This is a genomic window from Bradyrhizobium sp. F1.4.3 (assembly GCF_040548375.1).
GTDB lineage: Bacteria > Pseudomonadota > Alphaproteobacteria > Rhizobiales > Xanthobacteraceae > Bradyrhizobium.
This window is the reverse complement of the sequence record NZ_JBEPRN010000021.1, coordinates 97,822-115,476: the sequence shown is the minus strand read 5'-3', so window position 1 is coordinate 115,476 and position 17,655 is coordinate 97,822. Positions and strand designations below refer to the sequence as shown.

Below are 17,655 nucleotides of genomic sequence, written 5' to 3'. Positions count from 1 at the left end.
TCGAGTGTCATGTACCTTATTGCCCTCGACAGCGAGACCGATTTCGACGGCTGGCGTCTAGCCGCACGCGCGCTCGCGCTTCATCACATCGCGCCGGAGGACGTGACGTGGCACGTGCAAGGCCAAACGAAAGACCAGGCACCGCCCGGCCTGTCCGAAGCGCCGAGCCTCCCGCCGATCGAGACCGAGAGCACGTTCACCGTGCCGGCCAATTTCATCGAGCTTGCCCGCATCGCGATCCTGCATCGTGACGGCGCGCGCTTTGCACTGGTCTATCGCCTGCTCTGGCGGTTGAAGGCCGATCACGACCTGCTCGCAACGATGACCGATCCCGACGTGGCACAGGCAACCGCTATGGCAGGCGCGGTGCAGAGCGATGCGCAGCGGATGCGCGACCTCATCCGCTTCCGCGAGATCGGGCGCGAGCAGAAGGCGCATTACGCCGCCTGGTTCGAGCCGGAGCATCACATCGTCGCATTCGCCGCGCCGTTCTTCGCGCGTCGTTTTGCCGATATGCCCTGGTCGATCCTCACACCTGACGTTTGTGCCCATTGGGACGGTCACGCGATCTCCTTCACGCCTGGGATCAGCCGGACGGAGTGGCCTGCCCCAGGCCGCTTGGAGGAAACCTGGCGGCGCCATTTCCAGCCCGACCGGCTGACGACGACTGACGCGCCGGTGAAGCGCCGGAGGAACCTCCAGGACGCGTCGATACTTGGACCTCTGCTCGCTGATGCCGAACGCTGGACCGGCGGACGGATTTCCCCGCGGCCGGAGGCTCCGATGACACGCAAGACCGCCGCCGACGATCTCGAAGCGCTCCGCGAGGAGGCCGCCCATTGCCGCGCCTGCCCGCTCTACAAGGACGCGACCCAGACCGTATTCGGCGAAGGTCCAAAGGACGCCACCATCATGCTGGTCGGCGAGCAGCCCGGCGACAAGGAAGACCTCGCCGGCCATCCCTTCGTCGGCCCGGCCGGCCAGATGCTCGACCGCGCGCTGGAGGAGGCCGGCGTCGACCGCAAGAAGGTCTACGTCACCAACGCGGTCAAACACTTCAAATTTCTGCCGCGCGGAAAAATCCGGCTGCACCAAAAGCCTGCGACGCCGGAGATCCGGGCGTGCCGGCAATGGTATGAGCGGGAAGTTTCGGCAATCCAGCCTGATCTCATCGTGGCGATGGGCGCCACCGCCGCACAAAGCGTGTTCGGCAAGATCACGCCCATCGGCAAAACCCGCGGCCGGCTGATCGATCTTCCTGACGGCCGCAAGGCGCTCGTGACCGTCCATCCCTCCTATTTGCTCCGGCTGCCCGATCCCGAGGCCAAAATTTTGGAATATCAGCGCTTTGTCGAAGATCTGAAGATCGCCGCCGGCTTGCAGAGCAAATCCGCCCACGCCGCCTGACACACTCCGCAACAGGCGGTGGAAAGGTTCCACCTTATCAATAGTTTTTCAACCATTTCAACTGGCTGTCACATGCCGCGCGCAAAATCAGGGCATTGGGACAGGAGAATTCCGATGAGTGACGTTGCTTTACCCGGCTCCATCGAGCCAGCCTTGCGTAAGGGCCCCGACCTCGAAGGCGGATTCCATCCGCTGACTGGCATCATCTATATGGGGGTCATCGCCGCCGCACTGCTCTTCGTCGCCTACAGCATCTGGGTCGACGTCGATGCGACCGGCACGCAGGTCAAGAGCATCGCCCCCTTCCTCATGCTCTTTGTCGCGCTTTTGATCGCGCTCGGCTTCGAGTTCGTGAATGGCTTCCACGACACCGCCAATGCGGTCGCGACCGTCATCTACACCCGCTCCCTGCCCGCTAACATCGCCGTGGTGTGGTCCGGCATGTTCAACCTGTTCGGCGTGCTGCTGTCCTCGGGCGCAGTGGCGTTCGGCATCGTCTCGCTGCTGCCGGTCGAGCTGATCCTTCAGGTCGGCTCCAGCGCCGGCTTCGCGATGGTGTTCGCGCTTCTGATCGCCGCCATCATCTGGAACGTCGGCACCTGGTATTTCGGCCTGCCCGCGTCGAGCTCGCACACGCTGATCGGCTCGATCATGGGCGTCGGCATCATGAACGCGGTCCTGCATGGCCGCAGCGGGACCTCGGGCGTTGACTGGTCGCAGGCGACCAACATCGGCAAGGCCCTGTTGCTGTCACCGCTGTTCGGCTTCGCGCTCGCCGCGATCCTGCTGTACATCCTGCGCAGCGTGCTGCTGCGCGCGACGCCGGCCCTGTTTGGCGAGCCGAAGGGTGACCAGCCGCCGCCGTGGTGGATCCGAGGCATCCTGATCCTTACCTGCACGCTGGTGAGCTTCTTCCATGGCTCCAACGACGGCCAGAAGGGCATGGGCCTGATCATGCTGATCCTGATCGGCACCGTGCCGACGGCCTATGCGCTCAACCGCGCGCTGCCGGCGACCGAGATCGAACATTTCGTCACGAACTCGGACGCGGCCAGCAAGATCATCGAGGGCAAGGCTGCCGGTTACAACGTGCTCGGCAATCCGCGGCCCGCGGTGACCAGCTACGTCGCCACGCGCGAAGTCAACGGCGGCACCTTCCCGTCGCTCGCCGTGCTCGTGCGCGATATCGCCAAGCAGGTTACGACCTACGGATCGCTGGCGAAGGTTCCGGCGGATGTCGTCGGCAACACCCGCAACGACATGTACCTTGCCTCGGAAGCGCTCCGCTTCCTGATGAAGGACAAGGAAGCCGAGCTTAACGCCACCGACGTCGCTGTGCTCAACGCCTATAAGGGTTCGCTCGACAGCGCCACGAAGTTCATCCCCGGCTGGGTGAAAATCGCGGTCGCCATCGCGCTTGGGCTGGGCACCATGGTCGGCTGGAAGCGCATCGTGGTCACGGTCGGCGAGAAGATCGGCAAGACGCACCTGACCTACGCGCAAGGCGCCTGCGCCGAGATCACGGCGGCTGCCACCATCGCCGCCGCCGACATCTACGGCCTGCCGGTGTCGACCACCCACGTGCTGTCGTCAGGCATCGCCGGCACGATGGCCGCCAACGGTTCGGGCCTGCAATGGGCCACGATCCGCAACATCGCCATGGCCTGGGTGCTGACCCTGCCGGCCGCGATGATCATCTCGGGCTCGTTGTACTATTTCTTCTCTCACGTCTTCTGAGAGATCGCCGCTCGCCGACGTCAAAGGGTCCGTGCGGTGCACGGGCCCTTTATCGTTTCCATCCCGGCATCGCGGCTCAGGACGCCGCGAGCGACTCCTCGACCAGCTTGACCCAGTAGGACGTGCCGAAGACGATCGCCTCGTCGTTGAAATTGTACGCGGGATGATGCAGGCCGGCGCTGTCGCCGTTGCCGCAGAAGATGAAGGCGCCGGGTCGCGCTTCCAGCATGTAGGCAAAGTCCTCCCCGCCCATCAGCGGCGCCATCTCGAGCACGTTGGCGTCGCCAGCGACCTGCTTCGCAATGCGCGTCGCCACCACGGTCTCCGCGGCGTGATTGACCACCACCGGATAATTGCGCTTGTAGTGCAGGTCGATCGTGGCGCCGGTGATCTGCGCCACGCCAGCAACAACCTCGCGCACGCGCTTCTCGACGAGCTTGCGCACCTCGGGCGTCAGCGTGCGGATGGTGCCGCGAAGCTCCGCGGTCTGCGGGATGACGTTGCGGGCATTGCCGGCGTGGAACTCGCAGATCGAGATGACGGCCGATTCCAGCGGATCGATGCTGCGCGCGACGATCGACTGCAACGCCGTGATCAGCTGCGCGCCGACCAGCACCGAATCCACGCATTTGTGCGGACGCGCGGCGTGGCCGCCGAGGCCTTCGATCTTGATGTCGACTTCGTCCGTCGCCGCCATGATCGGGCCCGGGCGGATCGCGAACGAGCCGATCGGAATGCCGGGGCCATTGTGCATGCCGTAGACCTGCTCGATGCCGAAACGCTCCATCATTCCGTCGTTGACCATGGCCGCGCCGCCGGCGCCGCCCTCCTCGGCCGGTTGGAAGATCACGACCGCATCGCCGGCAAAATTGCGGGTCTCGGCGAGGTAGCGCGCGGCGCCCAGCAGCATCGCGGTGTGGCCGTCATGGCCGCAGGCGTGCATCTTGCCGGGAGTCTTCGAGGCGTAAGGCAGGTTGGTCTGCTCATCGACAGGCAGCGCGTCCATGTCGGCACGCATGCCGATCACCTTGAGCCCTTCACCCGCGGGCTTATTGCCCTTGATCACCCCGACCACGCCGGTCTGGCCGATGCCGGTCGCGACCTCGTCGCAGCCGAACTCGCGCAGACGGTCCGCGACGAATGCTGCGGTGCGGTGAACGTCGTACAGCAGCTCGGGGTGCTGGTGGATGTCTCGCCGCCAGGCCTGGATGTCGGGTTGAAGGTCGGCGACGCGGTTCACGATGGGCATGGATGGTCTCAAACTCTGTTGGAAGTTCGGGACTGTCTAGCATGCAAGCGCCAGTCCACCCAACTGCCTCAAGCCGGGGCCTAGCCCTGCCTGCCCGGCATGGCCGGGCTTGTCCCGATCCGCCGGGTCTGCCTATTAGGATGGAACGTAAGTGACCATCCGGGTGGAAGCAGCATAATGCCAAGGCGGCTCGAAGGTGAGTTTGACTATGTCGTGGTCGGGGCCGGCACAGCGGGCTGCATCGTTGCCAACCGACTATCGGCCGACCCCAGGAACCGCGTCCTGATCCTGGAGGCTGGCGGCGATGACAACTGGATCTGGTTCCACATCCCCGTCGGCTATCTATTCGCGATCGGCAATCCGCGCTCGGACTGGATGTTCAAGACCGAGGCCGAGCCCGGGCTGAACGGCCGCGCGCTCGCCTATCCCCGCGGCAAGGTCATCGGCGGTAGCTCGGCGATCAACGCCATGATCTCGATGCGCGGACAGGCCGCCGACTACGATCATTGGCGCCAGCTTGGCATGACCGGCTGGGGCTATGACGACGTGCTGCCGCTGTTCAAGCGGCTCGAGGACCACTTCCTCGGCGCCGGCGAGCATCACGGCGCCGGCGGCGGCTGGCGCATCGAGGCGCCGCGGTTGTCGTGGGACGTCCTCGACGCGGTGGGCGACGCCGCCGAGGAGATGGGCATCAAGCGCATTGCGGATTTCAACACCGGCGACAACGAAGGCACGAGCTATTTCCATGTCAACCAGAAGCGCGGCCGGCGCTGGTCGTCGGCGCGCGGCTTTCTCAAGCCCGCACTGAACCGCCCCAATCTGCGGCTCGAGAAGCAGGTGCTGGTCGACCGTCTCATCATCGAGCAGGGCCGCGCCGTCGGCGTACGCTTCATCCAGAACGGCGAGATCATCGAGGCGCGCGCCAAGCGTGAGGTGATCCTCTCGGCAGGCTCCATCGGCTCGGTGCAGGTGTTGCATCGCTCCGGCATCGGGCCCGCCGACTGGCTGTCGCCGCTCGGCATCGACATCGTGATGGACAAGCCGGGCGTCGGCCGCAATCTCCAGGACCATCTCCAGCAGCGCGCGATCTACAAGGTCGAAGGCGTGCGCACGCTGAACGAGACCTATTACAATCTGTTCCGGCGCGCCCTGATGGGGCTCGACTACGCGTTCCGCCGCCGCGGGCCCCTGACCATGGCGCCGTCGCAGCTCGGCATCTTCACGCGCTCCGATGCGACGCGCGCACGCGCCAACATCCAGTTCCACGTGCAGCCGCTGTCGCTCGACAAGTTCGGCGATCCCCTGCATCGCTTCCCGGCAATCACCGTGAGCGCCTGCAATCTCCAGCCGACTTCGCGCGGCACCGTGCGCTTGCGCGCGGCAACGCCTGAGGAGAAGCCGATCATCGCGCCGAACTATCTGTCGACCGACGACGATCGCCAGGTCGGCGCCGACGCCATCCGTACCACCCGCCGCCTGATGCAGCAGAAGGCGCTCGCAAAGTATCGCCCGAGCGAATATTTGCCCGGCCCCTCCGTTGGCGACGACGACGCCTCGCTCGCCAAAGCCGCCGGCGATATCGGCACCACGATCTTCCATCCCGTCGGTACGGCGAAGATGGGCGCGGCGAACGATCCGATGGCGGTGGTCGACGAGCGCCTGCGCTTCTACGGATTAGACAATTTGCGCATTGTCGATGCTTCGATCATGCCGACCATCACCTCAGGCAACACCAACACACCGACGGCGATGATCGCAGAGAAAGGGGCTACGATGATCCTGGAGGATGCGAAGTAGACGACGCTACGGCCGCTTGCGAAACCTGAAATCGCAGCAGGCTCCGCCCTCCATGATCGTCTGGCTTCGGGACAGTTCGAGTTCGTCGTTGAAGCCGGCCAGCATGGCACGATCACGATTGCAGTGGACGTGAACGCCGAGATTGGCAAGGCCCAGCTCCTTATAGAACTCGGCATATCGACAGCGCGTGACGTTGAAATCGAGATGATCCTCGGATTCGCCGACGAGCTGGACATCCAACCCGCCCCCGCCCGCCCAAACCTCCTGCGCCACGGCTCGCAGCGATGACGTCGTCTGTCCGTAGGTCGCCGCCCATCTCGCGCCATCCTCGGCTGCGAGCCGGCGAATTGTCTCGTCGACGACGTCACGCATCGCGTCCTCGCCGAACCTGTCGCGCAACACCTGAATGAAAGGGATGAGCACGCGCCCCTCGATCTTCCGGCGCTGCAAGTGACTGATAGCAACTTCGTTCGCTTCCACCATCGTCGGTCGCCTCCATGGATTTCCTGAGTTGTTTCATGCGTACACCCATGGATCAAACCAGATGTTCTGGTGTCTTGACTTAGATTTTCTATGCCAGGAAGATATGGGTGTCCGAGGCGCTGGTCGGCCTCCTGACGCGCGCCTGACGAACATCACGAAAACGTCATCGCTCTCCCGCGAATAAGCCCGCCCTTCCTCCAATCACCTCCCCGAAGCCCAATTCTGGGCGAGAGGAGATGCGCGATGAGCGGACACGATCACGGGGAAGACGGCGTCAGCCGCCGCAAGGTGCTGGAATGCATGACCTGGGCCGGCACCGGGGTGCTCTGGACCATCACGGGCGGCGTGCCGCGCTCGCTCGGCATCATCGATTCCGCGCAAGCCGCGACCGCGGCCGCGCCCGGCATGACCTTCCTCCAGATCAGCGACAGTCATGTCGGCTTCGACAAGCCGGCCAATCCCAATGCGCTGGGCACGCTCGAAGAGGCCGTCAACAAGATCAATGCGATGCCGGTCAAGCCGTCGTTCATGATCCACACCGGCGACATCACCCACCTGTCCAAGGCCGCCGAGTTCGACAATGCCGACCGCATCATCTCGCAGTCCAAGCTCGACGTGCATTACGTCCCGGGCGAGCATGATTTCCTCGACGAGGAGATGAAGTTCTATCGCGAGCGTTACGGCCGCGGCACCAAGGGCGCGGGCTGGTACTCCTTCGACGCTGGCGGCGTACATTTCATCGGCCTCGTCAACGTCGTCGACCTCAAGGCCGGCGGCCTCGGCAATCTCGGTGCCGAGCAGCTCGCCTGGCTCGAGGACGATCTCCGCGGCAAGTCGAAATCAACCCCGGTCGTGCTGTTCGCCCACATCCCGCTCTGGACCGTCTATCCGGAATGGGGCTGGGGCACCGAGGACGGCGGCCGCGCGCTCGAATACGTCAAGGGATTTGGCTCGGTCACCGTGCTGAACGGCCACATCCACCAGGTGATGCAGAAGGTCGAGGGCAACGTCACCTTCCATACCGCGCGCTCGACCGCTTTCCCGCAACCGGCGCCGGGAGCCGCCTCCTCGCCCGGACCGATGAAGGTCGAGGACGCCAAGCTCCGCTCCATGCTCGGGGTCGCCAGCGTCAACTTCAAGCAGAACGAGCAGCGGCTCGCGATCATCGACACGCCGCTCCAAGGCTAATCCAAGGTTGAACGGAAGCTGACAATGAAGACACTCAATCGCCGCGACTTCGGTGTCGCCGTGGCCGCGGCCATCCTGCTGCCTGTCACAACCGCCCGTGCCGACGACAATATGGAGGTGCATATCGACAATTTCGTCTTCCAGCCGCCCGAGCTCAAGATCAAGGTCGGCACGACAGTGACCTGGACCAACCGGGACGACATCCCCCACACCGTGGTGTCGGCCGGCAAGTTCAGGTCCAAGGCCCTGGATACCGACGACAAGTTCACGTTCACCTTCACCAACGCGGGCGACTACAAATATTTTTGTTCGTTGCACCCGCACATGACCGGGATGATCAAGGTTGAGTAACATCTCGAACCAAGGCATCTCTGTCTTGCCCGGCCGGTGGTCCCACGCCGGCCGGGCTCGCCTGCCTTCGGTCAGGCCCAAAGACGAAGCCAGGTACGGAACGACGTACGAAACGAGATACGAAACGCAGCAAGAGGCAAAGCGAGAGGCGATGCCCGTCAGCGACGATTTTCAGAAGGCGCAGCGCTTCCGCGAGGCGGCGCTGCCCTATCTCGACGACGTCTACACGCTCGCCCGCTACCTGCTGCGCGACGCCTCCGACGCCGAGGACGCGGTGCAGGAGTGCTATCTGCGCGCGCTGAAGCACTTTGACAGCTATCGCGGACCGGCGATGAAGCCCTGGCTGTTTGCGATCCTGCGCAACGTCTGCAACGCAGAATATGCAAGGCGCGCACATTCGCACGCCGGAATCGAGGACACGCCCGGCGCCGCCGACCAGACGCCGATGTGGCAGGAGACCGAGGCAAGCCCCGAGACGGAAGTGTTGCGCAGCCGCGACGCCGGCGCCATTCGCAAGCTGATCGACGCGCTCGCCGAACCGTTCAAGGAAACTTTCGTGCTGCGGGAGATCAACAACCTGTCTTATCGTGAAATCGCCGAAACCGTCGGCGCCCCCGTCGGCACCGTGATGTCCCGCCTCGCCCGCGCCCGCGCCATGCTGCGCGCGGCCTGGATGGCGGAAGAGGAGCACTCGAAATGACCTGCGACGAAGCAAAGATCCTGCTTCACGCGCTGCTCGACAACGAGCTCGATGCCGGCCATGCGCGCGAGGTCGAAGCACACATCGCAAGCTGCGCGTCCTGCACGGCCGAGCTTGCCGCGCAACGCGAGATAAAGCGCGTGCTTGCCGATACGAAGTTGCACTATACCGCGCCAGCCAGCCTGCGCGCCCGTATCGAGGCGTCGCTGCCGCAGCCACGGCTCCAGCCCAGCCGGCGCTCGGTGCTGCGCGGCTTTGCGATGGGTTCTGCCGTCTCTGCGCTCGCAGCCTCCGGCGTCGTCGCTGTCGTGCTGCGCCAGGACGACCAGCAACGCATCCTCTCGGAGGTCGTCTCCGCCCATTTGCGCTCGCTCCAGGCCGGCCACCTCATCGACGTGGTCTCGACCGATCAGCACACCGTCAAGCCGTGGTTCAACGGCAAGCTCGACGTTGCCCCACCGGTGATCGATCTCACCGCGCAGGGCTTTACGCTGGTCGGTGGCCGGCTCGACTATGTTGATGCGCGCGCGATCGGTGCCGTCGTCTACCGGCGCCGGCAGCACATCATCAACCTGTTCGTGTCGCAGACCGCCAGCATCGAGCATCGGCCGCCGAAGACGCAGACCATGCAGGGCTTCAATTGCCGCCGCTGGGGCGAGCGCGGCCTGAATTTCTGGGCGGTCAGCGACATCGGCGCCGACGAGCTCACCGAGTTCGTCGACAAGTTCGAGGCGGCGATGAAGGCGAATGTGGAGGGGTAGACGCCTGAGGGTGTATCATGCAGCGATACACAAACCTTGCGTTTGTATCAGATGATGATACATTGCGCGCGTGATCAAGACGTTTCGGGACAAGACAACTGAGGCTGTCTTTAACGGCGAAAGTCCCAAGGGCTTTCCAGCCGATCTGGTCAAGGTTGCACGCCGGAAACTGCGTTATCTGCACGCGGCGGGCGAACTCGGCGACTTAAGAGCGCCCCCTGGCAACCGTCTTGAGGCCCTGGCGGGCGATCGCAAGGGACAGCACTCGATCAGGATCAACGATCAGTTTCGAGTGTGCTTCATCTGGACGGCACAAGGGCCCACTGACGTCCAGATCGTTGACTATCACTAGGAGAACGCGACGATGGCCAAAAAGCTCAAGCCCATGCATCCTGGTGAAGTTCTGCGGGAGGAATTCCTGGTCCCGCTGGAGATGTCCGCCGGCGTCCTCGCCAAGGCGTGCGGCCTACCTCGCACGCGAATCGAGCGGATCACGAATGAGCAGACCGGGATCACCGCCGACACCGCACTTCGGCTGGCCAAAGCGCTCGGCACCACAGCCGAGCTTTGGCTCAATCTTCAGAATGATTACGACATCCAGATCGCCAAACGCGATCTCGGCAAAGCTCTCGATCGTATCGAAACGCTGAACAAGCCGAAAGCGGCCTGACGGATCCGCCTAAGCCGACCTTCTCACCGCATTATCTACCAGCGTCTTGCCGAGCGACCAGATCGCGCCGGGGACCTTGTGGCTGCCGGCGATGACGTCGTCGAAGGCGCGCTCGATCCAGTTGCAGTCTTCTTCGGTGATGGTAAGCGGCGGCAACAGCTTGATGGTGTGGCTGCCGTGACCTGCGACCTGGGTCAGGATCTTGTGATCCTTGAACAGCGGCACGGTGATGAGCTGGCAGAACAGGCCCTTGTTGGCCGCCTCCAGCACGTTCCAGGAGGCCCGGAGCCGCAGCGATTTCGGCGGGCCGAACTCGATGCCGATCATCAGGCCCTTGCCACGCACTTCCTTCAGCAGCTCGTAGCCGGGCACCATGCGCGTCAGCGCGAGACGAAGCTCGGCGCCGCGCTTGGCGGCGGACTCGATCAGCTTCTCCGACTCCATGACGTCGAGCGTGGCAATGCCCGCAGCCATCGCGAGATCGTTCTTGGAGAAGGTCGAACCGTGCACCACCGCACGGTCCATCTGGTTAAAGATCTTGTCGAAGATGCTCTTGCGCGTCAGCACGGCGCCGACCGGCACGTGGCCGCCCGACAGCGACTTCGACAGCAGCACCATGTCGGGCTCGACGTTCCAGTGCTCGACCGCAAGGAAGCGCCCGGTGCGGCCCATGCCGGTCTGGATCTCGTCGGCGACGAACAGCGTACCGTATTTCTTGCAGAGCGCTGCCGCACCCGGCAGGAACTCGTCGGAGGGCATGTTGACGCCCTTGCCCTGGATCGGCTCGACCACGAAGGCCGCAACCTCGCGCGAGGCCAGCGCCTTTTCCAGCGCGGCAAGATCGTTGAACGGGACCGAGGTGCAGCCCGGCAGCAGCGGCTCGAAGCCGGTGCGAAAGTTCGAATCGCCCGTCAGCGACAGCGCGCCATAGGTCAGGCCGTGATAGCCGTGGGCGCAATAGACGATGCCCGGGCGGCCGGTAGCGCCGCGCGCGAACTTGATTGCCGCCTCGACGCATTCGGCGCCGGAATTGGCGAAGAACACCTTGTCGAGATAGGGAACGTATTTCAAAAGCCGCTCGGCGAGCACGCCGGCGAGCACCGAGACGTCGAACTGGACGAGATTGGGCAGATCGGCATCGAGCACGCTTTTCAGCGCCTCGCGCATCACCGGATGATTGCGCCCGATCGCGAACACGCCAAAGCCGGACAAAAGGTCGAGATAGCGCGCACCGTCGCGATCGTAGAGGTACTGCCCCTGCCCCTTCTGGAAGCCGACATCGTAGCCGATGGTCTTGAGAACCCGGACGAACTGCTCGTTCAGGTACCGATTATGCAGGGCGCTGCGCTGGGCCTGACGGTCCGCGAATAGCTGAGACATGTCTGGATTTGGACTGTTCATCCGCTACATACTTCGGTTGAGGGCCGCTTCGTCAACTGAAAACGGTCAGCAAACGGAAAAGGGTCTGTGCGGCCTTTTGCCCTTTTTCGGACCATCTTCGCAAGCACAGCTTTAAACCATGTTGCACTGCCAAGGAACACTCATGCGTTTGGCCATTTACACCGGAATAATACTGGCTGGTGGTTACGCCTGCCTGACTCCAGCGCTCGCCGCCGATCCGACCGGCGACTGGCGGGTCGCCGACGGCGTTGCCAACATCCGCGTCGCCCAATGCAATGGCAGCGTGTGGGGCGCGGTTTCCTGGGAAAAGCAGCCCGGCGGCCGCGACGAGAACAACCCGGATGTCTCAAAAAAGAACAGGCCTACGCTGGGCATGCCGACCCTGATCGATATGAAGAAGAGTCCCGGCGCCGAGCAGTGGGAAGGTCAGGTCTACAATGCAAAGGATGGTCAGATGTACAGCGCGACCATCACTCCGGTTGGCGCCGACCAACTCGAGATCAAGGGCTGCGTGCTGGGTTTCCTTTGCGGCGGAGAAACCTGGACCCGGGTAGGTCCGCCGATCCCCTCGAGCACCGCCAATGCCATGGCCAAGGGTACGCCGAAAACCACCGGCGCGGCGCCCAGGGCCGCACCAACGCCGGGTGCCGCGGCGCCGGCGGCCGGAGCCCCGAAGAGCGCCGCCGCGGCCAAGCCCGGTCAGAAAAATGTGGCCGACCCCGTCGGCGACATCTGCCTACTCCCTGAGATTGCGGGGTTTGCCCATTAGGGCCGGCTGAAACAACAGCACGGCGGCGAGCGTCGTCACCAGCGAGAGCGCCAGCAGCTTGCCCATGCTGGACGTGCCGGGATGGCTCGACAGCCACAGGCTCCCGAACGCGGTCGCCGTCGTCAGTGCGCTGAAAAAGATCGCACGAGTGAGGCTGGTCTGAAGCAGGTTTGTCCTGCCCGAGCGCCAGGCCACGACATAATAGATCTTGAAGGCAACGCCGACGCCGAGCAGCAGCGGGAACGCGACGATGTTGGCGAAGTTGAGCGGCAGACCGATCAACACGCAGATCTCGAGCGTCACAGCGCCGGCAACCAGAAGCGGCACCAGCGTCATCAGCACGTCGGTGATCCGCCGCAGCGTGACCCATAGCAACAGGCCGATCACCAGCAGCGCGTAGATGCCCGCGTGGATGAAGGCGTTCACCACGGTGTCGCCGGACTTCAGGATCGAGACAGGTCCGCCGATCGCAGTCGGCTCGGCCGCGAGCACCGCTGCCGCAAACTTGCGCAGCGTGTCGTTGTCGTTGGGATCGCCCTTCGGCAGTGCCTCGACGCGGATGATGCCGTCCTTGCTCTTCCAGGCATTCACAAGGTCGGGCGGCAGTGACTTCAGGCTGACCGGCTCGGCCTGCATCGCATTCCTGAGCTGGTCGAACACGATCTTCATCGGCGTCACGAACACGTCCTGCGCCTTGTTGCGGGTCGCCTCGTCGGCATTGGCGAGCTTCTCCAGCGCGTCCGCGAGCCGGCGCGAGGCGACTGCGCCGGGGCCCTTGGCGTCACCGGCGGTCCTGCGCAGATTGTCGACCGATGATTTCAGCGACTCGACGTTCTCCTGGTCGGACGGTGCCGCGTCGATCTGGTCCGGATTGAGCGCGGGGTTCAGCACCTTGGCGCCCTGCGCGATCAACTTGAGCTTCGGCTGCTGGTCCTCCGGCACGAAGCTGTCGAGCGACATCACCCGCAGCACTTCCGGCACCTTCTCCAGCCTGGCCTCGACCTGTTTCGCCTGCGCTTCCGATGTCGTCATCACGTTGATGGCATTGGCCCCGGTGTTGGGATCGTTGCGCAAGTCGAGGAAGGTCGCGATCGATTCGGCCTTCGGATTGCGCAGGTTCATCGGGTTGAAGTCGAACTTCATGAAGTAGAGCAACGGCAGGCCGGCGACCGCCAGCAGCAGCGTGCCTCCGACGACCAGCACGCGGTGCTTCTCCAGGAAATGATCGAGCGGCGCCAGGAAGGCGTAACCGACCGGCTCCTTTTCGCCGGGCGGGTTCAGAAGCTTCAACAGCGCCGGCAGCATGGTGATCGAGGAGACGAACGCCACCAGCATGCCAACGCCGGCGATCTGGCCCAGCTCGGAGATGCCCTTGTAGTCGGTCGGCATGAAACAGAGGAAACCGGCCGCGGTCGCCATCGCCGCCAGCGACAGCGGCACCGCCGAGCGTTTCGCCGCGAGCACCAGCGCGCCGGTGAGATCGTTGTGCTTGTAGCGCTCCGAGCGGTAGCGAACGCTGTATTGGATGCCGAAATCCACGCCCAGGCCGACGAACAGCACCGCGAACGCAATCGACAGCAGGTTCAGCGAGCCGACCATCATCAGGCCGGCGGCGGTTGTCAGCGCAAGGCCGACGAAGAGATTGACGAACACCGCAAAGATGATCTTCGAGGAATGCAGCGCAAGCCACAGGATCAAGAGCACGACGACCACGGTGCCGATGCCGTTGACGACGGCGCCTTCCTGGACTGTGGCGTATTCCTCGTTGGCAATCGGGACCGGACCGGTCAGCCGCACCCGCGCCTGATATTTGGTCGGAAAATCCAGATCGGTGGCGGCCTTGCGGATCGCGTCGGTGGCGCCCTTGCCGGGCTCCAGCGCGTTGTAATCGAGGACCGGCTTGAACTCGATGAAGGCACGCTTGTCCGAATCCGACAGCGGCTCGTCGCTGACGAGCTCGCGCCAGGAAAAGCTCGCATTGCCCTTGCGGAGCACGGTCTCGACCGTCTGCGCGATCTGGTTGAAGGGCCGCTCGGTGTTGTCGAGCTTGACCTGGCCGCGCTTGACGCCGGCAAGTCCCGTCTCCAGCGCGCCGGTGAGGCCGCGGATCGAGGGGTCGCCGGCCATGATCTCGATCAGCGGTGCTGCGGACTCAAACTGGCCGGTGGTCTTGGCGACCTCCTCCGTCGGCAGGAACAACAGGCCGTTCTTTTCGAAGAACTCGCCGGTGCCGAGCTGCTGCATCGACTGGAAGTCGGTCTTGTTGTCCTTCAGCTTGGCGTAGAGCGCGTCCGAAGCCGCCGTCGCCATCTCCGGCGTCTTCGCCTCGACGACCGCAAGAATCGTCGCATCGCGGTCGAAGGCGCGGTCGAACTGCTGGTCGCGCTGGCGCCAGTCCAGATTCTGGGCAATCAGCGAATTGATGTCGGTGTTGATGGCGAAGTGCTGAGACGTGTAATAGCCAGCCCCCACCGCCAGCAGGAGCCCGAGAACGACGACGAGGGGGGCAAACCGGGTGCAGGCCCTGACGATGGCAACGACTACGCTTTGCAGCACATCTTCTCTTTCTAGTGTTAACAGCTTGCCGGAAACGCCCGCTGTTTATCGGAGTTCCCGGGCGAAACCTATTGCTGTTTTGAGTGGTGCTCGCCGGAACAAGGTTCGAAGTAAACGCCGGGAGACCATGGCAAAATCATGCGGGGCGGCCGGTATAGCCGGGGAGTTGAGGCGGTAAAGTGACGAAGGGGTGAGCACAAATGTCGCCATTTCTGCCCACACGCGGTACAGCACTATAATACCGCAAAATCCGCCTTATTGGGAACCCAAGGCTCATTCCACCTTTCCTTGCTGCCGATTTTTTGACACAAATTGCTGTGCCCTGCATGCGCCGGGGTCCAGATGGGGTGGGTGGCTCCCGCGGTCGCGGAACCAATGGTGCGGATATTGCAGCATTGGTCAGTATCGGGGTGCCGCCGGGGACAATTGAGCGGATTGGTGCAACTTGCGTGATGGGCGTCCAATGGAAGTTTATCTAGCGCAGCCGCGCGGCTTTTGCGCCGGCGTGGTGCGTGCGATCGAGATCGTGGAACGGGCGCTGGAGAAGTATGGCCCGCCCGTCTACGTGCGCCACGAGATCGTGCACAACAAATACGTCGTCGAGAGCCTGAAGAACAAGGGCGCGATCTTCGTCGAAGAGCTGTCCGAGGTTCCACCGAAGGCAGTGACCGTTTTCAGCGCCCATGGCGTCGCCCGCAGCGTCGAGGAAGAGGCCGCCGCGCGCGACCTTCCCGTGCTGAATGCCACCTGCCCCCTGGTCACGAAAGTTCACAATCAGGGGAAGCGCTACATCACCAAGGGCCGCACCCTGATCCTGATCGGCCATGCCGGGCATCCCGAGGTCGAGGGCACAATGGGCCAGGTTCCCGGCCCTGTGCTGTTGGTCCAGAGCGTCGAAGAAGTTAAGGCGCTGACGCTGCCCGCGGATACGCCAGTGGCCTACATCACCCAGACCACGCTGTCGGTCGACGACACCAGGGACATTATTGGGGCCCTTGAGGCCAGATTTACAGACATTCAAGGCCCGGACATCCGGGATATCTGCTATGCGACACAAAACCGCCAATCTGCGGTAAGGGACTTGAGTAAGCTGGTCGACGTGATCTTGGTGGTGGGCGCTGCCAATAGCTCGAATTCGAACCGGCTCCGCGAAATCGGCACCGAAGCCGGCGTCGCGAGTTATCTGATCGCCGATGGCAGCAAGCTCAATCCGGAGTGGTTGAAAGGTGCCAGGACTGTCGGCCTTACGGCCGGCGCCTCGGCACCCGAGGTGCTCGTGGAGGACGTGATCGAAGCGCTGCGGCGGATCGGACCGGTGACGGTCTCGGTGCTCCCGGGTCGCGAGGAAAACATCGAATTCCGGCTTCCGGCCCAACTGGCTGCGAGCTGACCTACCCGAATTCCAATCCCAGAAAGAAACGTAATGGCTATACCCTTCTTCAAGGAAATGCGTATCGGCGGCTACCTGCTCAAGCAGAAGATGCTTGGCCGCAAACGCTATCCGCTCGTGTTGATGCTGGAGCCGCTGTTTCGCTGCAACCTCGCCTGCGTCGGCTGCGGCAAGATCGACTATCCGGACGCGATCCTCAACCGCCGCATGACGGCGCAGGAGTGCTGGGACGCGGCTGACGAATGCGGCGCGCCGATGGTGGCGATTCCCGGCGGCGAGCCGCTGATCCACAAGGAGATCGGCGAGATCGTGCGCGGCCTCGTGGCGCGCAAGAAGTTCGTCTCGCTCTGCACCAACGCGCTGCTGCTCGAGAAGAAGCTCGATCTGTTCGAGCCCTCGCCCTATCTGTTCTTCTCCGTGCATCTCGACGGCCTGAAGGAGCACCACGACAAGGCTGTGTCGCAGAAGGGCGTGTTCGATCGCGCCGTGTCCGCGATCAAGGCGGCCAAGGCGCGCGGCTTCACCGTCAACGTCAACGCCACCATCTTCGACGGCCATCCGGCCGAGGAAATCGCAAAGTTCCTCGACCTCACCGTCGAACTCGGCGTCGGCGTCTCGATGTCGCCGGGCTACGCCTATGAGCGTGCGCCGGACCAGGAGCACTTCCTCAACCGCACCAAGACCAAGAAGCTGTTCCGCGACGTCTTTGCGATGGGCAAGGGCAAGAAGTGGAATTTCATGCATTCCGGCCTGTTCCTCGACTTCCTCGCCGGCAACCAGGAATACGAGTGCACGCCGTGGGGCATGCCCGCGCGCAACATTTTTGGTTGGCAGAAGCCCTGCTACCTGCTCGGTGAAGGCTACGCAAAAACCTTCAAGGAGCTGATGGACACCACCGACTGGGAGACCTACGGCACCGGCAAATACGAAAAGTGCGCCGACTGTATGGCCCATTGCGGCTACGAGCCGACGGCCGCAACGGCAGCGCTCAACAACCCGATCAAGGCGATGTGGGTGTCGCTGCGCGGCATCAGGACTTCGGGCCCGATGGCGCCCGAGATTGACATGAGCAAGCAGCGTCCGGCGCAGTACATCTTCTCGGAGCAGGTCCAGAAGAAGCTGTCGGATATCCGCCGCGACGAGGCGCTCGCCGCCGAGCAAAAGGCCGCTCGGAAGGCTTCGACCGCCGCGTAAGC

At 63.6% G+C, this 17,655-nt stretch carries 16 protein-coding genes; 12 read left to right on the top strand and 4 right to left on the bottom strand.

Features of this window, described 5'->3' with window-relative positions; genetic code table 11:
* Nucleotides 1–9 precede the first annotated feature (9 nt).
* Together ABIB73_RS33510 and ABIB73_RS33505 are read left to right on the top strand one after the other, a co-directional pair.
* Entirely contained in the window at nt 10–1,407 is a 1,398-nt protein-coding gene (locus ABIB73_RS33510; RefSeq protein ID WP_354231215.1) for a UdgX family uracil-DNA binding protein, read from the top strand.
* A gap of 114 nt (nt 1,408–1,521) precedes the next feature.
* Nucleotides 1,522–3,144: an inorganic phosphate transporter gene (locus ABIB73_RS33505; RefSeq protein WP_354231213.1), complete on the top strand. Its 1,623-nt coding sequence runs from the start codon at nt 1,522–1,524 to the stop codon at nt 3,142–3,144.
* A 76-nt stretch (nt 3,145–3,220) separates the two neighbouring features.
* Here the strand turns inward: ABIB73_RS33505 and ABIB73_RS33500 are convergent, their stop codons facing one another.
* The gene (locus tag ABIB73_RS33500; RefSeq protein WP_354231211.1) at nt 3,221–4,393 is read right to left on the bottom strand and encodes a M20 aminoacylase family protein; all 1,173 of its coding nucleotides are present in this window, start codon (nt 4,391–4,393) and stop codon (nt 3,221–3,223) included.
* 177 nt (nt 4,394–4,570) lie between these two features.
* Here ABIB73_RS33500 and ABIB73_RS33495 point away from each other — a divergent pair, with 177 nt between their 5' ends.
* Nucleotides 4,571–6,190, top strand: a complete 1,620-nt coding sequence (locus ABIB73_RS33495) for a GMC family oxidoreductase (protein WP_354231209.1) — start codon at nt 4,571–4,573, stop codon at nt 6,188–6,190.
* Nucleotides 6,191–6,196: 6 nt separating this feature from the next.
* Here the strand turns inward: ABIB73_RS33495 and ABIB73_RS33490 are convergent, their stop codons facing one another.
* The gene (locus ABIB73_RS33490; RefSeq protein ID WP_354231207.1) at nt 6,197–6,673 is read right to left on the bottom strand and encodes an L-2-amino-thiazoline-4-carboxylic acid hydrolase; all 477 of its coding nucleotides are present in this window, start codon (nt 6,671–6,673) and stop codon (nt 6,197–6,199) included.
* Between the two features lie 243 nt (nt 6,674–6,916).
* Here ABIB73_RS33490 and ABIB73_RS33485 point away from each other — a divergent pair, with 243 nt between their 5' ends.
* From ABIB73_RS33485 to ABIB73_RS33460, 6 genes are all read left to right on the top strand, one after another.
* On the top strand, nt 6,917–7,861 hold the full coding sequence (locus ABIB73_RS33485) for a metallophosphoesterase family protein (protein WP_354231205.1): 945 nt from the start codon (nt 6,917–6,919) through the stop codon (nt 7,859–7,861).
* A gap of 24 nt (nt 7,862–7,885) precedes the next feature.
* A complete protein-coding gene (locus ABIB73_RS33480) occupies nt 7,886–8,212 on the top strand; it encodes a cupredoxin domain-containing protein (protein ID WP_354231203.1) in 327 nt (108 codons plus the stop codon).
* Nucleotides 8,213–8,363: 151 nt separating this feature from the next.
* Nucleotides 8,364–8,912, top strand: a complete 549-nt coding sequence (locus ABIB73_RS33475; RefSeq protein WP_354231201.1) for a sigma-70 family RNA polymerase sigma factor — start codon at nt 8,364–8,366, stop codon at nt 8,910–8,912.
* Complete coding sequence (locus ABIB73_RS33470; RefSeq protein ID WP_354231199.1) at nt 8,909–9,673, top strand: anti-sigma factor family protein; 765 nt, start codon at nt 8,909–8,911, stop codon at nt 9,671–9,673. The genes ABIB73_RS33475 and ABIB73_RS33470 overlap by 4 nt, the downstream gene beginning before the upstream one ends.
* 70 nt (nt 9,674–9,743) lie before the next feature.
* A complete protein-coding gene (locus ABIB73_RS33465) occupies nt 9,744–10,025 on the top strand; it encodes a type II toxin-antitoxin system RelE/ParE family toxin (RefSeq protein WP_354231197.1) in 282 nt (93 codons plus the stop codon).
* A 12-nt stretch (nt 10,026–10,037) separates the two neighbouring features.
* Nucleotides 10,038–10,343, top strand: a complete 306-nt coding sequence (locus ABIB73_RS33460; protein ID WP_354231195.1) for a HigA family addiction module antitoxin — start codon at nt 10,038–10,040, stop codon at nt 10,341–10,343.
* Nucleotides 10,344–10,352: 9 nt separating this feature from the next.
* On the opposite strand, the gene hpnO is transcribed toward ABIB73_RS33460, so the two are convergent.
* Nucleotides 10,353–11,744 (bottom strand): aminobacteriohopanetriol synthase HpnO, encoded by a 1,392-nt coding sequence (gene hpnO / locus ABIB73_RS33455; protein WP_354231193.1) that lies wholly within the window; start codon nt 11,742–11,744, stop codon nt 10,353–10,355.
* A gap of 142 nt (nt 11,745–11,886) precedes the next feature.
* Between hpnO and ABIB73_RS33450 the strand changes: the two genes are divergently transcribed.
* Nucleotides 11,887–12,513, top strand: coding sequence for a DUF2147 domain-containing protein (locus ABIB73_RS33450; RefSeq protein WP_354231191.1), 627 nt, complete (start codon nt 11,887–11,889; stop codon nt 12,511–12,513).
* Here the strand turns inward: ABIB73_RS33450 and hpnN are convergent.
* The gene (hpnN, locus tag ABIB73_RS33445; RefSeq protein WP_354231190.1) at nt 12,481–15,069 is read right to left on the bottom strand and encodes a hopanoid transporter HpnN; all 2,589 of its coding nucleotides are present in this window, start codon (nt 15,067–15,069) and stop codon (nt 12,481–12,483) included. The two genes, ABIB73_RS33450 and hpnN, sit on opposite strands and share 33 nt — an antisense overlap.
* 463 nt (nt 15,070–15,532) lie before the next feature.
* Here hpnN and ispH point away from each other — a divergent pair, with 463 nt between their 5' ends.
* Nucleotides 15,533–16,459 (top strand): 4-hydroxy-3-methylbut-2-enyl diphosphate reductase, encoded by a 927-nt coding sequence (ispH, locus tag ABIB73_RS33440; RefSeq protein ID WP_354231189.1) that lies wholly within the window; start codon nt 15,533–15,535, stop codon nt 16,457–16,459.
* A gap of 33 nt (nt 16,460–16,492) precedes the next feature.
* Nucleotides 16,493–17,653 (top strand): adenosyl-hopene transferase HpnH, encoded by a 1,161-nt coding sequence (hpnH, locus tag ABIB73_RS33435; RefSeq protein WP_354231188.1) that lies wholly within the window; start codon nt 16,493–16,495, stop codon nt 17,651–17,653.
* Nucleotides 17,654–17,655: the final 2 nt, after the last annotated feature.

Coding starts and splice junctions, on each gene's coding strand:
- ABIB73_RS33500 (WP_354231211.1), bottom strand. CDS start 4,393: ATGCCCATCGTGAACCGCGTCGCCGACCTTCAACCCGACATCCAGGCC.
- hpnO (WP_354231193.1), bottom strand. CDS start 11,744: ATGAACAGTCCAAATCCAGACATGTCTCAGCTATTCGCGGACCGTCAG.
- ABIB73_RS33505 (WP_354231213.1), top strand. CDS start 1,522: ATGAGTGACGTTGCTTTACCCGGCTCCATCGAGCCAGCCTTGCGTAAG.
- ABIB73_RS33450 (WP_354231191.1), top strand. CDS start 11,887: ATGCGTTTGGCCATTTACACCGGAATAATACTGGCTGGTGGTTACGCC.
- ABIB73_RS33480 (WP_354231203.1), top strand. CDS start 7,886: ATGAAGACACTCAATCGCCGCGACTTCGGTGTCGCCGTGGCCGCGGCC.
- ABIB73_RS33475 (WP_354231201.1), top strand. CDS start 8,364: ATGCCCGTCAGCGACGATTTTCAGAAGGCGCAGCGCTTCCGCGAGGCG.
- ABIB73_RS33495 (WP_354231209.1), top strand. CDS start 4,571: ATGCCAAGGCGGCTCGAAGGTGAGTTTGACTATGTCGTGGTCGGGGCC.
- ABIB73_RS33510 (WP_354231215.1), top strand. CDS start 10: ATGTACCTTATTGCCCTCGACAGCGAGACCGATTTCGACGGCTGGCGT.
- ispH (WP_354231189.1), top strand. CDS start 15,533: ATGGAAGTTTATCTAGCGCAGCCGCGCGGCTTTTGCGCCGGCGTGGTG.
- ABIB73_RS33460 (WP_354231195.1), top strand. CDS start 10,038: ATGGCCAAAAAGCTCAAGCCCATGCATCCTGGTGAAGTTCTGCGGGAG.
- ABIB73_RS33485 (WP_354231205.1), top strand. CDS start 6,917: ATGAGCGGACACGATCACGGGGAAGACGGCGTCAGCCGCCGCAAGGTG.
- ABIB73_RS33490 (WP_354231207.1), bottom strand. CDS start 6,673: ATGGTGGAAGCGAACGAAGTTGCTATCAGTCACTTGCAGCGCCGGAAG.
- hpnH (WP_354231188.1), top strand. CDS start 16,493: ATGGCTATACCCTTCTTCAAGGAAATGCGTATCGGCGGCTACCTGCTC.
- ABIB73_RS33470 (WP_354231199.1), top strand. CDS start 8,909: ATGACCTGCGACGAAGCAAAGATCCTGCTTCACGCGCTGCTCGACAAC.